The sequence below is a fragment of the Halobacillus aidingensis genome, from assembly GCF_900104185.1.
Lineage (GTDB): Bacteria > Bacillota > Bacilli > Bacillales > Halobacillaceae > Halobacillus > Halobacillus aidingensis.
Genome location: NZ_FNIZ01000007.1, coordinates 46427 through 60078, shown reverse-complemented (window position 1 = coordinate 60078; position 13652 = coordinate 46427). Strand labels below are relative to the sequence as shown.

Annotated in this window: 16 protein-coding genes; 3 read left to right on the top strand and 13 right to left on the bottom strand. The window is 36.8% G+C overall.

Translation table 11 applies throughout. The annotated features are described in order from the left end of the window. Positions 1–47 precede the first annotated feature (47 nt). The 5 genes from BLS23_RS08610 to BLS23_RS08590 form a co-directional block, all read right to left on the bottom strand. The gene (locus tag BLS23_RS08610; RefSeq protein WP_208599173.1) at positions 48–2444 is read right to left on the bottom strand and encodes a M14 family zinc carboxypeptidase; all 2397 of its coding nucleotides are present in this window, start codon (positions 2442–2444) and stop codon (positions 48–50) included. 297 nt (positions 2445–2741) lie between these two features. Further along, positions 2742–3503 carry a class I SAM-dependent methyltransferase gene (locus BLS23_RS08605; RefSeq protein WP_089652144.1) on the bottom strand — a complete coding sequence of 254 codons (762 nt, stop codon included), beginning with the start codon at positions 3501–3503 and terminating at the stop codon, positions 2742–2744. Between the two features lie 80 nt (positions 3504–3583). Next, positions 3584–3964, bottom strand: a complete 381-nt coding sequence (locus tag BLS23_RS08600) for a nuclear transport factor 2 family protein (protein ID WP_089652143.1) — start codon at positions 3962–3964, stop codon at positions 3584–3586. 99 nt (positions 3965–4063) lie between these two features. Next, positions 4064–4621 (bottom strand): GNAT family N-acetyltransferase, encoded by a 558-nt coding sequence (locus BLS23_RS08595; protein ID WP_089652142.1) that lies wholly within the window; start codon positions 4619–4621, stop codon positions 4064–4066. A 225-nt stretch (positions 4622–4846) separates the two neighbouring features. Next, positions 4847–5227: a hypothetical protein gene (locus BLS23_RS08590; protein WP_089652141.1), complete on the bottom strand. Its 381-nt coding sequence runs from the start codon at positions 5225–5227 to the stop codon at positions 4847–4849. Positions 5228–5550: 323 nt separating this feature from the next. On the opposite strand from BLS23_RS08590, the gene BLS23_RS08585 reads away from it, so the two are divergent. Next, entirely contained in the window at positions 5551–6690 is a 1140-nt protein-coding gene (locus tag BLS23_RS08585) for a S8 family peptidase (RefSeq protein WP_279615120.1), read from the top strand. Positions 6691–7005: 315 nt separating this feature from the next. Here BLS23_RS08585 and BLS23_RS08580 read toward each other — a convergent pair whose 3' ends face one another. The 8 genes from BLS23_RS08580 to BLS23_RS08540 all read right to left on the bottom strand — a co-directional run bounded on the left by BLS23_RS08580 (position 7006) and on the right by BLS23_RS08540 (position 11699). Beyond that, the gene (locus BLS23_RS08580; RefSeq protein WP_089652268.1) at positions 7006–7617 is read right to left on the bottom strand and encodes an FMN-binding negative transcriptional regulator; all 612 of its coding nucleotides are present in this window, start codon (positions 7615–7617) and stop codon (positions 7006–7008) included. Positions 7618–7635: 18 nt separating this feature from the next. Further along, a complete protein-coding gene (paiA, locus tag BLS23_RS08575) occupies positions 7636–8157 on the bottom strand; it encodes a spermidine/spermine N(1)-acetyltransferase (protein ID WP_089652140.1) in 522 nt (173 codons plus the stop codon). Between the two features lie 25 nt (positions 8158–8182). Next, positions 8183–8635: a MarR family winged helix-turn-helix transcriptional regulator gene (locus BLS23_RS08570; RefSeq protein WP_089652139.1), complete on the bottom strand. Its 453-nt coding sequence runs from the start codon at positions 8633–8635 to the stop codon at positions 8183–8185. A gap of 356 nt (positions 8636–8991) precedes the next feature. Beyond that, on the bottom strand, positions 8992–9270 hold the full coding sequence (locus BLS23_RS08565; RefSeq protein ID WP_089652138.1) for a hypothetical protein: 279 nt from the start codon (positions 9268–9270) through the stop codon (positions 8992–8994). Between the two features lie 155 nt (positions 9271–9425). Further along, positions 9426–9752: a hypothetical protein gene (locus BLS23_RS08560; RefSeq protein ID WP_089652137.1), complete on the bottom strand. Its 327-nt coding sequence runs from the start codon at positions 9750–9752 to the stop codon at positions 9426–9428. Between the two features lie 488 nt (positions 9753–10240). Next, positions 10241–10501: a hypothetical protein gene (locus BLS23_RS08550; RefSeq protein WP_089652135.1), complete on the bottom strand. Its 261-nt coding sequence runs from the start codon at positions 10499–10501 to the stop codon at positions 10241–10243. Positions 10502–10659: 158 nt separating this feature from the next. Beyond that, on the bottom strand, positions 10660–11061 hold the full coding sequence (locus tag BLS23_RS08545) for a hypothetical protein (RefSeq protein WP_089652134.1): 402 nt from the start codon (positions 11059–11061) through the stop codon (positions 10660–10662). 185 nt (positions 11062–11246) lie between these two features. Then, positions 11247–11699: a YoqH family protein gene (locus BLS23_RS08540; RefSeq protein WP_089652133.1), complete on the bottom strand. Its 453-nt coding sequence runs from the start codon at positions 11697–11699 to the stop codon at positions 11247–11249. A gap of 333 nt (positions 11700–12032) precedes the next feature. On the opposite strand from BLS23_RS08540, the gene BLS23_RS08535 reads away from it, so the two are divergent. Together BLS23_RS08535 and BLS23_RS08530 are read left to right on the top strand one after the other, a co-directional pair. Continuing rightward, the gene (locus BLS23_RS08535) at positions 12033–13043 is read left to right on the top strand and encodes a DUF3231 family protein (protein WP_089652132.1); all 1011 of its coding nucleotides are present in this window, start codon (positions 12033–12035) and stop codon (positions 13041–13043) included. Continuing rightward, positions 13024–13509 (top strand): hypothetical protein, encoded by a 486-nt coding sequence (locus BLS23_RS08530; RefSeq protein WP_089652131.1) that lies wholly within the window; start codon positions 13024–13026, stop codon positions 13507–13509. Before BLS23_RS08535 ends, BLS23_RS08530 begins: the two co-directional genes overlap by 20 nt. The last annotated feature ends 143 nt before the right edge of the window (positions 13510–13652 follow it).

Genomic DNA, 13652 nt, shown 5'->3' with positions numbered 1-13652 from the left:
AGCCATACAGAATTTGGTTGACTATGGGTGGTTTATATAACGCACTGCTATTTAGTGTAAATGGCATTGGAGAAGAGGCGGAATAAGTAATCCGTGTGATCACGGAAGCCTGCTTCAAGTCCAATGAGTGTTACGTCCTGCTCCTGTTCTTTAATGATGACCGGCTGTCCTTGAGCACCCGCGCGGTCTTCCCAGTGCCCCGCCATAAAGAAGTTACTACTGTCTTTATAAGTGGCATGGACATCTGCTCCTTCCACATCCGTATACCAAACAGGGCGATAGACGAAACCATAATCGGTTTCTTCATAACCAGAAGTCAGAGAACCAGAATCGTAATTCACTCGGACGATCCCATTACTATTGTAGCTGCCTTTATGAACAGTCACATCCGTCAACCCCAGTTGTTTCGCGGCATCGGAAGCGCCGGCTCCAACAGCAATATATTTTCCTCCATCCTCAACAAATGAGTGGATGTTTTCTTTAAAGGCCTGGTACTGTGCTTCATTTTCGAGCCCGAATTCAGCGTTCGCAGACCAATTGTTATATGAAATCAAGCTTGATGTGCCACTGTAGAAAAACACATCTGTATCTCCTAATCCTTGCTCTGCCAGTTCTCTTGGTGTGACTTCTTGAACATCAAACCCTAATCGTTCCAAAGCTAAAAGGGTGCCTGCGTGGGATTGAGCTTTGTTCATACCGCCGTCTTTTAGAATCGCTACTTTCTGAGAAGTTAATGGTTCACCATCAACACCCTCGACCGATTTGACGGTAATGCCAGATGCTTCCACAAGTTTCCTCAATTCAGGCGACTTGTTTGCATCCACATAGAATTGCTCACCATCCATGGTCACCTTAAACCCGTTCTTGACCAAGGAATTCACAAGATGAATAGCTTTTACAGAAGAGTTAGGAATCACATATGGACCGTTTCCGATTAACTTCCCATCGGCTTTTACTTTGTTCACATCGTTTGTCTTTACATTGAAGGAGCTGTCCGCTTCAACCTCTACCGCATCAAAGCCCCATAGTTCTGGTAAATTCCAGGCAGAAATATCATACATCGATGGTGTGATGTCGGTAATATCTTCTCCATCCCACAGCATCGTGTTTGCAAGGCCAGCTTTCGCCTGGCTCATGTCTACGATATACGTTCCCGCCGGGTACGAGACACCATCATATTCGAATGCTTTCTTCGACTCAGAGACTTCAATATCATTGAACATCAAATGCTCAACGGCTTTTTCGGTTGCCGTCGGGTCTGTTTCATCTACGGGTAAAATATACGCCTGCGGGAAGAATCCTTCTTTATGGTACGGGTGATCAAATTGGATGCCGCGTTTGAATACTTCGATTTGGTCTTTGATCATTTGTTCTTTGTTATCATTGGAAAATTCAAGTGCTCCCATAACCGCGTCATAATGCCATTGGACACCATCCCAATCATTCGTCGGTGCTTCAAGCGTATATCCATAAGCCCCGTGGTACATCGCATACATCGGTGTAAAAATCGGTGGATAATCATCCCAGCCCGCCTGATCATCCCGCTGTGGAATGTATGTACCTGTCATCGATTGGTAGTCGACGCCTGAAGTATTCGTATTTTCATAATCTGTACGATTGTCTACAATGCTTCCTTCCATGGCTTCAGCCTGATCAAGCGCCCACTTCGAGAATAAATCATACTCGTAGTTCGGATTGTGCGGAGGTGTACACGGCTCGATTAAACCTGGATGACCTGGCCCACCATAGCCTTTCACATAGCCATGCAGATCAAGGAACACCATGGGATTCCACTCTTTGATCAACTCCACGGTATGTTTGGTTTCTGCTTGAGACTGTGTAATAAAATCTCTGTTCAAGTCAATACCATTGCTGTTAAAACGTGTCGCATCGATCCGACCGTCTGGATTCGCGACGACATTAAAAATAAGAATATGATTTTCAAGGAGCTCCTTCGTTTGCTGATCATTGGCTGTCGCAAAACGCTCAATCAATTGCAGCGCAGCATCTGAACCTACAAACTCCGTGCCATGTATAGATGCATTAATCATCACCGGCACTTTAAAGTCAGGATGTTTTTCAATAAATGCCTGCGCTTTTTCAGGGTTCTTGAACATTTTCTTTCGCAACGATTTTTGGTACCCATACTTTCCTTTGGCCGATGGATCGGAGATGGTTACCGTATAAAGATCATGGCCGCCGGATGATTCCGCCGAACTTTCCACTGTAATCCGGTTACTTTGTTTGGCGATTTCCTGTAATTTGTCGTCCACCTTCGAGTACTTCAAAAAATCATAGTTTTCACTGTTAAAAAGACTGCCATCTTCCTCCTGCAGTGTTTCATTCACGTTGACATTGTGCCATTTAGGCGCCTCTGCTGCGGTTGTTAGAGGAGCAGCAAGCATCGTAATGGCTGCCATTCCAGTCATGACTGTTTTTTTCATTATTGACCCCCTAGTCTAAAAGATATAATTACTAGTTTATACCATTAGTAGAATAAACTGTATAAACCGATTCTACTGTTTAAAGGGAGTCCTTTTGTACTACGTTAATCCATTAAACTGTTAGTCTATCCCTTCTATTTTTTCCAATACTCTTTTTTTTAGCCAAAAATAACGCTTGCGGAGAAATGTTGGCTTTCTCCGCAAGCTTCGATTTTTTCGTTCCGAGGGATTTCCCTCTCTTTTCTCTATCGACTTCAATTCATTAAGGGAACTCATACATCCAGTCTCTTCGAAAGTTCAGTTTTTTTGAGCTATACAAATTAAATCTGAAAAATCATTCGTCACCTTCTTGTCAGGGGATATTTTTAAGTCTTGCTTCATCCGATAAAGGCCTTGGTTATATTCCTCATCATCAATCAGGGTAAGCACAGATATATCCCTATTTTCCACGAGTTCTAAATAGTCAGCTATTTTAATGTTTTCCATTTGATACTTACAATCTATCCTAACGTCAAAATCTCTTTGAGATAGCTCTCTAAATAAAACTTCCTTACTCCAAAACCTCTTATAATCTTCTAATAACGCAGATGGAAAGTAACGATAAACCCACCAATTTTTCATTCCGTATATATCGATCGTATGCAATTTAAAAACTCCATCTCTTTTTAAAACTCGATGAATTTCGTCCAGTCCTTTCTCTTTCCCAACAAAGTGATGAAAAGCATAATTATTGGTTATGACATCAAAGTTCTCATCTTCATAAGGCATGCTCTCCGCAAACCCTTTCTCAAATGCTGCACCTTCAACTTTGTCTTTCGCTTTATTAAGCATGGCTTGTGAGGCATCAAGACCATGCCAGTTAATGTTAAACTCCTTGAGTGAGATGGATTGGTAATTGAGGTAAATACCTGTTCCACAAGCTAGATCCAAAAATTTGTAGGATGTTTTAGGGTTATTTTGTATGTATGCTTCTAAGTCGGTATCTAGCTTCATTTCTTTGGATCTATAAGAGTTGTTATCATAAACTTTCGCTACTTTTGAGTAATCCGTAACCTTCATGGAACCCCTCTTTTCGTAGTAATTATATGAACCACATTAATACAACCATATTGATGAAATGAGACGTTCCTTTACACTTATTACGATGGTTTGCCTTGACTTAAGTCTGTGACAGTTCCTTGGTGAAATGTCATTTGCCACCTTCCATCATTAAACTTCCACACAGAGCTTCTTAAAGAGTGTTTCTGTTTACTTTCTATAAATACCTTGAACGTAGTTAGTACGGCTTTTGGCGATAGGTACTTAATTTCAAAATCACGCATTGTTATCCCAGGATCGTTTTCACTTGGTAAACGATTCAAAATGTTCTCTTTGTCGTATATTTCTCCTGTGCTTGAGTACTCAACAAAATCATCGGCTAATAACTCATTTAATGTATCAGCAGACTTTCTAACGTCATCCTTTAGTAAAGTTGTTTCTAAAGTATATAAATGTTCTTTAAGTTCTTTCTGACTGTCCATTCAATCTCTCCTTCTCGGATTATTACAATGTTTTGATGCATTCCTAAATTCATAAAAGATATTTCTCACCTGAATTTATCGAAAGTGGAAGTGCTCTCTTCACTTTCTATAGGTAAAAAAATTCTTACTATCTAACCCTAGAATAACTTGAGGGTGATGCGACGAAATAACAGGGGCATTTTCTTTGATTACTTTCCATCCCTTGTTTTTATATAGGTTGATAGCTGGTCTGTTACCTACCGCTGTGGTCAGAACAGAAGTCGTATATGGAACTCTATCAAGAATCTTATTGTGGAGTGAGCTTCCGATGCCCATTCTTTTATGTAATGGATCAATAGCTAATTCTACAAATTCGAAACAATCACTTAACCAGTAAGCAACTTCTTTATAATTTAACTGTTTTTCTAATTTCCCTCTATAAAATTGACCTGGTAGACTCTTATAGCCATAAGAAAAGCCTATCAATTTACCTTTTAAATCTTTTGCTGTTAAACCAATAAATCCTTCATACTTCGTATGCTTTTGAATATTCTCTTCTGCAGCAGCTAATTCTACATTAGAATACTCATTACCCATAAAAGTACGACAATACAAATTAGCAACTTCCTGCAAAGTTTCTCTTTCAAAGAAAGAAGTGTCAAAAAACTTTTCTTCCATATAATCCTCCTAAATAGTCAAAAATGTTCACATACCAATTATTTCAAATTGAATCGATTAACTCAATATTAGTTATGTACGATCACTAAATCGAGTCCTTGGCTCTCCTGCCAATTCTTAAGTAATGAAAAGGACACAGTTTTTATGGAATTATCGCCCTCTATACCTGAAAACATGATCTCGAAATTATACCGTTTTTTCATTAAAGACCGACCCAACTCTGGATTACCCTTCAATCATTTTAAGATATGGTATATGCTTGTCATCCACAATTGCTATGCTTACTGGTGTGTTTGTGTCGTATATTTTAACTCCAACTGGTAATTTATTTGCTGTACCGTTAGAAAAACTACTAGCCTTATCTGTTTGCTTAGTTACTTCTCCTATTTGTTCACCTAATCTATAATCTAGTTCTCCAACCCATTCCACATCCTGAGCATTTGAATAAACAATCCCCCCAAGAAGAAAAATATCTGCATTTTCATTCTTCAAGAAATCTTTTGGTGTTGGATTGCCTAGAGTCTCGCTCTCATTAATGCTGCTATTACAGCCAGCTAAAAGTAAGAATAAAAAACACAGTAAAAATAGGACTTTTGAAAGATTCATTAGTCTCTCCCCCTATACATAAGCAGACGTACCAAATCAACTCATATTCGATGTCCATTATTTAGAATTCGGCAATGAATTAGAATACTTTATTAATAGACTTACACATAGTTTGTGGAGGGCAAAACTCTATTTCCAGGCAATGCCGATGCAAGTACAATCCCATGATTAAACTTGCCCAAGTTGATCCTTCAATCAGCCTTTAAGCGGCCTTTTTCACCTATCCATTTCCCAAACACCAGTCACACCACACATGTTATCATAATGTTAACACTATTCAGAATTTAAAATTAATTCTGGATAAAAATTAAAGGAGGAATTGGATGCATAAACACATGTGGAAAGTAGCCGGGTTTATGTTAGTGTTTGCTTTAGCTTTAGTCTTTTCATTCAATAACATAGCCCAAGCTTCCGTTGAAAAAGCGGCTGAGCAAAAGGCACAGGTGGAAGAATACTTAATTGGCTTTAAATCAAAAGTGAACCAGAATGCCGTCAAAGGCGCAGGAGGGAAAGTACTTCATGAATATAAATATATGAATGTTGTACATGCCAAGCTGCCGGAACAAGCAGTAAAAGCCTTATCCAACAACCCTAATGTAGCTTATGTAGAGAAAGATCATACCGCACAAGCAACAAGTCAAACGACGCCCTATGGAATCTCCCAAATTAATGCGGATGATGTCCAAGCTCAAGGAACGACTGGACATGGCGTAAAGGTAGCTATTCTTGACTCTGGTATTGATGGAACACATGAAGACTTGAACGTAGCTGGCGGAGAGAGTTTTGTTAGCGGTGAACCGAACGCCTTAGTGGATGGAAATGGTCATGGTACCCACGTAGCTGGAACGGTTGCAGGTGTAAATAATACACTAGGTGTGCTTGGTGTAGCACCATCTACTGAGCTCTACGCCGTTAAAGTATTAAGCAGCGAAGGCAGCGGTTCTTACAGTGGAATTGCTCAAGGAATTGAGTGGGCCATTAGCAATGACATGGACATTATTAATATGAGTCTCGGCGGAAGCCGCGGTTCGGCCACTCTAGAACAAGCGGTAAACAATGCTGATGCTCAGGGTCTATTAGTCGTAGCTGCTGCTGGAAATGAAGGATCTAGAGGGAAGAAAAACACCATCGGTTATCCTGCAAAATATGAAGCAGCCATGGCTGTTGGTGCTGTAGATAGTGCCAATAATAGAGCATCATTTTCCAGTGTCGGGGATGAACTTGAAGTAATGGCTCCTGGTGTTGATATTTTAAGTTCTGTACCAGGCAATGATTATGAGCGCTTTAACGGTACTTCCATGGCAAGCCCGCATGTCGCAGGGGCAGCTGCTTTACTATTAGCCGATGATCCTGCATTGACGAATGATCAGATCCGTCAAACATTAATTGACACAGCTGTTCCTCTTGGTGATTCCTTCTATTATGGAAACGGAGTGATCGACGTACAGGCTGCTGTTCAATAATACTCAACTGCAGCTCGGATATAAGTATAAACTGTTCACGGTTCTAAACTAAAATGAAAAAGCGTATGAAATCAGATTTTACATTCTTGATTTCATACGCTTTTTTTATAAGGGATACAGTAAACTTAGGCACATAATATAAGAGTATTAGGTGAGTAACCAAATGATCCCCCCTAATAGTGATGATATTATCTTATAAAGTAACGAACTTCCATGCGATTGGAAGTTCGTTTTTAGTATTGGGCTTATTAAACTAAAGCCCCGATTATTTAAGAATCGATTTCAAACTTTAAATATCTTTATACAAAGAATGCATCACTTGTTTTTTCTAGCTTTCATCACTTCAGCCAATTGTTGAGAGTTTAAATCTTTCTCCTTATATAGTTTATGAATAATGTTGTCATAATCCTCTTCATTTCGATTTTGACTCAATTTATATGCGGCTTGAACCTCTTGCACTTTTACTTTAAATCCAACAATGCCTTTGGTTTGGTTTTTCGTTTTTGGAGAGAAGTTCTCCCATAACGCTGCATTTTCACGGTTTTGCTCATATTTTTGCAGTAGAGCTTTCAGGTCATCCTGTAATTCTTGTTCACTCATAAGACTAGCCGTTCCATATACATGGACAGCCTGATAATTCCATGTAGGCACATTTTCAGTCTTATACCATGAGGATGAAATGTAAGCATGAGGTCCTTGATACATAACAAGAACAGGGTCATCCCCGAAAGTTTTCCACTGCGGATTCGCATAAGCCAAATGTCCAGTAAGATAGTAATCATCCTTTTGTTTATGTAACTCCAAAGGTAAGTGAGTCGCTATAGGTTTTCCTTGGTTGGTCGTTACGATCGTTCCAAAAGAGTTCCTCTGAATAAAATCTTTGATTTCATCGAAGTCTGTGACTTTAAAATGCTTAGGGATATACATCATCAATCACCTCTTTCCTTAGTATTGGAGTCTTTTAACCATTATTAAGTCCGTTTGTTCTTCATCGCCCATAAAAAAAGAGTGCGCTCCAGTTTGAACAAACCCCAATCTCTTGTAGAAAGAAATGGCATTTTCATTCTTTTCCCACACGCCCAGCCAGATTTTATTATTATTCTGTTCCATAGCCATTTCCACAGCTTTATTAAACAGATATTTACCAAGTCCATGCTTTTGAAATTTATTGAGAATATAAATCCGTTCGATTTCAAGAGAGTCATCATCCATTTCTTCAGACTGAGCATCGCCAGTATTAACCTTTAAATATCCAGCGATCTCATCATGAAAAGTTACAAAAAAGAATTGCGATGAAGGATTGGATAACTCTTTTTCTACTTGCTTTATGTTGAATGCCTCTTCCAAATAGGCCTTCATATTTTTATTTGAATTTTGGTCCTCAAACGTTTCTTTAAATGTTTTAGAACCAATTTCTTGAAGTGTTTCTGCATCTTCCAAAGTACACCTTGTCATATTTATATTCATTTAAACCTTTCGCTCCTCTCTATACTCAATAACTTCTCTTGTTTCCTTTTTTAACAAATTCCCAGTCTTTTTCTATATTTCTTCTTACTCTTTGAAGAAGGTCGAAAAGGATTTCTATTTCTTCTTCGGACAACCCATCTAGGGCTACAGCATTGGAATAGTCATTTTCTCTTTTTATAATAGGAAAAATCTTTTTCCCTTTCTCGGTTGGATAAAGCTTTTTGATTTTTTTGTTATGTTCGTCTTCTTTCTTCACAATAAACCCATTCATTTCAAGTTTCTTAATAGAGCGGGCTGCTGTGGTACGATCTACTTTTATCAGCTCAGCTACTTTTTCTTGAATGCTTCCTGGGTTTTCACAGATTCGCACAAGATATAAATACTGCCCTCTTGTGAGGTCATATTCTTTGAATTCTATATTACTTATTGAATCTAACGCCCTCGCTATCATTCCAATTTCACGTAGTATTTCCTTCATATTGAACCCCTCTGTGATTATTTTTGTTGCAAATGCAACATTTATCATCATATACTCAACTTAACTTACTTTTGTTGTATTTGCAACAAAAATACGGATGAAGAGATGGATTAATATGAAATTTTTCTTCTATGTATTTGGAATCTTGCTATTAATCCTCTGCTTTGATAGCAAGCTTTCATTATAGAGTGTTTTCTAATTTATCTCGAAACTAAGTCTTCCACCATCCTGCCCAACTCTTTAATAAAAAAAGGCGATCATTCTTATTGAATAATCGTCTCCGATTGTTGAAGACTTGCTTTAAAGATATCTTGAAGTAGATCTCACACTAACTCCCACTTTAGTTGATCAAAAGTTCACTTAATCTTCTTTTCAATAGTTTTGTAATATTCAATACCTAAAATAACTAAACCCAAGACTGTAATGATTACTCCTAATATGAATGGAAACCCTAAGAATAATGACTGTACGACTTCATCACCATATTGTTTATCACCAAAAATTGCGTGCCATAACTTTGACTTTCCAGACCATGACGTAATTTGGGTTGCATATATAGCTCCAGATAAAATAATTGTTAGTGTTATTAATAATCCACCTAACATTATGAATCCGCCAATTACGATTCTTTTCATAAAAAACTCTCCTCCCTCTCTCCTGTTCTATTAGTGAACATATTCTATATTGAACAGACGCCTCCGTTTCGTGAAGACTCAAGTTCGAGATATATCTTGTGGAATCATTTACTTTAGCACCCGTTAATACAGTAAAGATGACTTTTCCCTATGTATTATGTTTTCGCAAATGTTGAAGGTGAAAATGAAACTTTATATTTTCCTTCAAGTTCTTTCTGTACTTTTTCTGTTAATTTCAATCCTTCTTTATTATGCTCTTCTTCAAGTTCAACGCCGTTAGGAACTATTCCATCTTTATCCCAATCAATCCATTCCCCATACTTCTTAACCCATTCAAATAACTCCAGCTTCAAATCGAGTTTTATTGGAATTTCTTCTATGTCAAGGTTACAATTACAGCGATTACACCAGATAGGTTCTGCGCCCACATCTCCTTCAACTTTTAATTCATTCGTTTCTTTTTGTTTACATAAACATCTCATATTATATCCATCTCCATTAATGACCTTAATTTAAATTTTTTCAGTACCCTCTGCCCCTTCGAAAGACACCTCATATAACCATTTGAAAAATGTAGTAAAAAAAGAGATCCCAATAATGTCAACGAGTGTCTGGTTATCAGATGAGGACAATACATTCCATAGCAAAAGGCCGACAATCATGCAGAGGAAGAATTTAATATAACTTATCACTTTGACCACCTCTAATCTTTACACGAAGATTCGTTAACAGTCCTACTTCGATATTTTCATTTCGTTTCTAATATATCTACGAAAGAAGACCCTATCTCGTTTCATACTAATTATTTTGTAGTTGATTCCTCCACAATCCTTTCCAACTCTTCACTAAAAAAGGCGACCATTCTTATTGAATAATCGCCCCCGTTTCTGTCAGACACAGATTCGAGATATCTTTTACTCTTTTTTTATTTAGCACCATACAATATGTATTAGAGCATTTTTACATCCGTTCAAATACTAGCATTACTACGGTAATACTCTACCGCTTCTCTCAATCGTTCATTTTCCTGCTTAAGTTCTTGTATGTTACTCTCTTGTTTCCTTTTGTAAATTAGTAACCCAACTACGACTAATAAAGATATCCCCCACCCTATTAAATAAATGGTATCTGGTTTTTCTTGAGTAATCCAAATTAAAAATCTATACTGCAATATCGTAAATGTAATCAACATCACAAAAGAAATGTAAAACCATCTCCACCAATTCTTCAACTAATCACCCCTTATATACCTATTACACCAACCTTGTTTAGTTCAATTTTTTTAAAAAACCAACTATTGTTCAAGATTAGCCACCGTTTCATTAATACTCGAATTCAAGATAAAATTAGTAAATAAAAATGACCGAACTATTTTTCTTAATAACGTAATTAATTCATAAAGGCTGAACTTGAAAATGCCGTTCCGTCACTAAAATTAATTACAACCAGATATGAAATTCTATCACCTGATTGATTGTACAATTGAAGTTGTTTCACAAGTTCTTTTTCAAATCGCAAGCCTTCCTGAAGATCGTCTTTTGTCAAGGTTGATTCAATAGAAATAGCCTTTTGATCTTTGTCAAAATAAACATTCTTTATTTTGTCGTGATTTGAAAATCCATCTTTAATATAGCTAATGATTTCAGCAACTTCTTCTGAGTCTTCTCCGGTTACTTCACTTTGGGGATTTTTTGACACTTGATTTTCCTCATTTTCGAAAACAGATAAAGAAACCAAAAAACCAGCAGTGACGATACCAATTAACAGAATTCCCGTCCAAATTTTTTTCAATGTAAACACCCCTGTACTGTGAGTGTATGTCCACATTGAAGAAAACTTTATTCTTTTTCTGAATTCTTATAGAGCTTATACAATAATTCCGACTTATTAAAACAGTACCTTATGTAACAACCGCCCCAATTTGTTTAAGACTCAGTTTTAAGGTATTCTTGAAACGTTATATAACTCTAATTACCCTATTTGCACTGATCGATATTATTTTTTAATACAATTGGACCTAACTTTTTGGTTTTGGTATTCGAGAGTCTCACTTGTACCTCCACGTTTTTCATTTCCGCTGTAATTAGATCAAATCTTCCTGCCCATGTTGGACTAATTTCTTCAGGAGTAGGGAATAGTCTAAACCTCCAACTTATTTCTTCGCGAATATAGGCAAATCCTTCGTAACTATCAAAAGCCCCATAGTTTGAGGGTTCTGGAAGATGTACAGCAAGAATGCTGATATTAGTGCGAGCAAAACTTGGTGGGAATAGCTGGACTTTGTATACTAATGCCGTTCCCTTTGCATTTATTAAATTTTGATCAACAGGTTCTAAAACCATACTGCAGGGCATAGAAATTGCATTTACTTGACTTGGAGATATAATAAGTAAACAAATAATCATTGGAACCAAAATAAATCGTCTCATAAAACACCTCAACCAATTTGTTTTGGCTAGTATCCCCTATTTTAAAGTCATTAATTATTTTGGTTACCCGCTTTAACTGTTTATTTCATAAGTAAAGAAAGAGCGACCACTCATATTGAGTAATCGCCCCTGATACAAGAAGATTCGAAATCAAGATATTATTTCATAAGCTACGTAATTAATGGCACAACATTTATTACAGGCTCCTCAAATGGATGGATACTTTTTATTAAATTCCTAATCTTCTCCATATTCTCATAAGACGACTATACATATATAGTTACATAATGGATAAACTGAAGGTTAGACAACATTTGATTTGGAGTGAAGACAATGGAGTTCATTCAACAAAACGTCAAGTTAACATCGGCCGAGATAACAAATTTATGGGCTACATACATGAATGACAGTGGTTCCCTTTGCCATTTAAAATATTATCTCAATACAGTAGAAGATACTGAAATTAAATCTGTTATTCAATATGCATTAGACATTTCACAATCGCACGTTAACACAATAACAGAGATATTTACTCGGGAAGGTTACCCTGTTCCTCATGGTTTTAAATTAAATGAAGACGTTGATGTGAATGCACCAAGGTTGTTTTCTGATACATATTATTTAAATAATGTTAATCAAATGGGTAAGATTGGTTTAAATGCATATAGCACTGCTTTACCTGTTGCAGTAAGGGAAGATGTTTATAGCTTTTTTAGTCAATGTATAAGTGAATCAGATAACCTTATCAAACAAACGAATGATATATTATTGGCGAAAGGACTGTATATCAGGTCACCCTACCTCCCGAAACCTGAATCATATGATTTTGTAAAACAGAAAAGTTTTTTGGCAGGCTTTTTTGGAGAAAAAAGACCCCTTATAGGTACCGAAATCACAAACCTATATACCAACTTTCAAAGGAACGCATTAGGGGCAGCCACCTTAATTGGTTATAGCCAAGTTGCCCAGGATGAAGAAGTAACACAATTCCTATTAAGAGGAAAGCAAATCGCAAATAAGCATTGTGAAATATTTGGTTCATTTCTAAAAGAAAGTGATTTACCTTGTCCTATGACATGGGATACAGAGGTTACTGATTCTATTACGTACACTTTTTCTGACAGGAAAATGATGTTTTATACAACAAGTTTAATTGCACTTAGTATAGGATATTACGGAGGAAGCATGTCCATGAGTCCAAGAAGGGATATTGGCGTTATGTATAGCAGGTTAGTTGCGGAAATATTAAAATATGCTGATGACGGGGCTAAAATCATGATTAAAAATGGGTGGATGGAAGAACCGCCACGGGCATTAGACCGTGATGAACTATCCAAAAAATGAAATAGTAGAGGATAAAAGCAAAGTTCTTGAAGTAATTTTTTGGAGTATTGCATTGCCTGGCATTGCACAAATCCTAAACGGAAAGATAATAAAGGGTTTTATATTTATTGTTTTAGAAATTTTCATTAATGTTAAATCAAACTTTAATGAAGTTATTTATTTAAGCTTTCATGGAAAAATAGAGGAAGCTATTGTACAAACAAATTATCAGTGGTTAATGTTTTATCCTTGTTTGTATATATTTGTTATGTGGGATGCATTTAATGATGCTGGGGGCGGAAAGGAACCATATGCATTTATTCCCTTTGCCTTTTCTGCATTTTTTATAACAATTGGTTTGATCTATTCATCAACGTTTGAAATTGGTGGTGTTCTTTTGGGTTCAATGTGGCTACCTATACTATTCTTACCTATTGGAATAGTGTTTGGAAAATTGATTAGGTCCATTATTCTTAAAAATATTTAAAGCCAAAGAGGATATTTTTGGTATCAATTCAAAATATACAAAATTTATGTTTATATTTTTGTATAAAGGGTACATCACCATAAACACAGGATTGATAAGGGGCTATATGCCCCTTTTTTTATGAATTTTATAACATAGCAGGG

Coding starts and splice junctions, on each gene's coding strand:
- BLS23_RS08610 (WP_208599173.1), bottom strand. CDS start 2,444: ATGAAAAAAACAGTCATGACTGGAATGGCAGCCATTACGATGCTTGCT.
- BLS23_RS08605 (WP_089652144.1), bottom strand. CDS start 3,503: ATGAAGGTTACGGATTACTCAAAAGTAGCGAAAGTTTATGATAACAAC.
- BLS23_RS08600 (WP_089652143.1), bottom strand. CDS start 3,964: ATGGACAGTCAGAAAGAACTTAAAGAACATTTATATACTTTAGAAACA.
- BLS23_RS08595 (WP_089652142.1), bottom strand. CDS start 4,621: ATGGAAGAAAAGTTTTTTGACACTTCTTTCTTTGAAAGAGAAACTTTG.
- BLS23_RS08590 (WP_089652141.1), bottom strand. CDS start 5,227: ATGAATCTTTCAAAAGTCCTATTTTTACTGTGTTTTTTATTCTTACTT.
- BLS23_RS08585 (WP_279615120.1), top strand. CDS start 5,551: ATGCATAAACACATGTGGAAAGTAGCCGGGTTTATGTTAGTGTTTGCT.
- BLS23_RS08580 (WP_089652268.1), bottom strand. CDS start 7,617: ATGTATATCCCTAAGCATTTTAAAGTCACAGACTTCGATGAAATCAAA.
- paiA (WP_089652140.1), bottom strand. CDS start 8,157: ATGAATATAAATATGACAAGGTGTACTTTGGAAGATGCAGAAACACTT.
- BLS23_RS08570 (WP_089652139.1), bottom strand. CDS start 8,635: ATGAAGGAAATACTACGTGAAATTGGAATGATAGCGAGGGCGTTAGAT.
- BLS23_RS08565 (WP_089652138.1), bottom strand. CDS start 9,270: ATGAAAAGAATCGTAATTGGCGGATTCATAATGTTAGGTGGATTATTA.
- BLS23_RS08560 (WP_089652137.1), bottom strand. CDS start 9,752: ATGAGATGTTTATGTAAACAAAAAGAAACGAATGAATTAAAAGTTGAA.
- BLS23_RS08540 (WP_089652133.1), bottom strand. CDS start 11,699: ATGAGACGATTTATTTTGGTTCCAATGATTATTTGTTTACTTATTATA.
- BLS23_RS08535 (WP_089652132.1), top strand. CDS start 12,033: ATGGAGTTCATTCAACAAAACGTCAAGTTAACATCGGCCGAGATAACA.
- BLS23_RS08530 (WP_089652131.1), top strand. CDS start 13,024: ATGAACTATCCAAAAAATGAAATAGTAGAGGATAAAAGCAAAGTTCTT.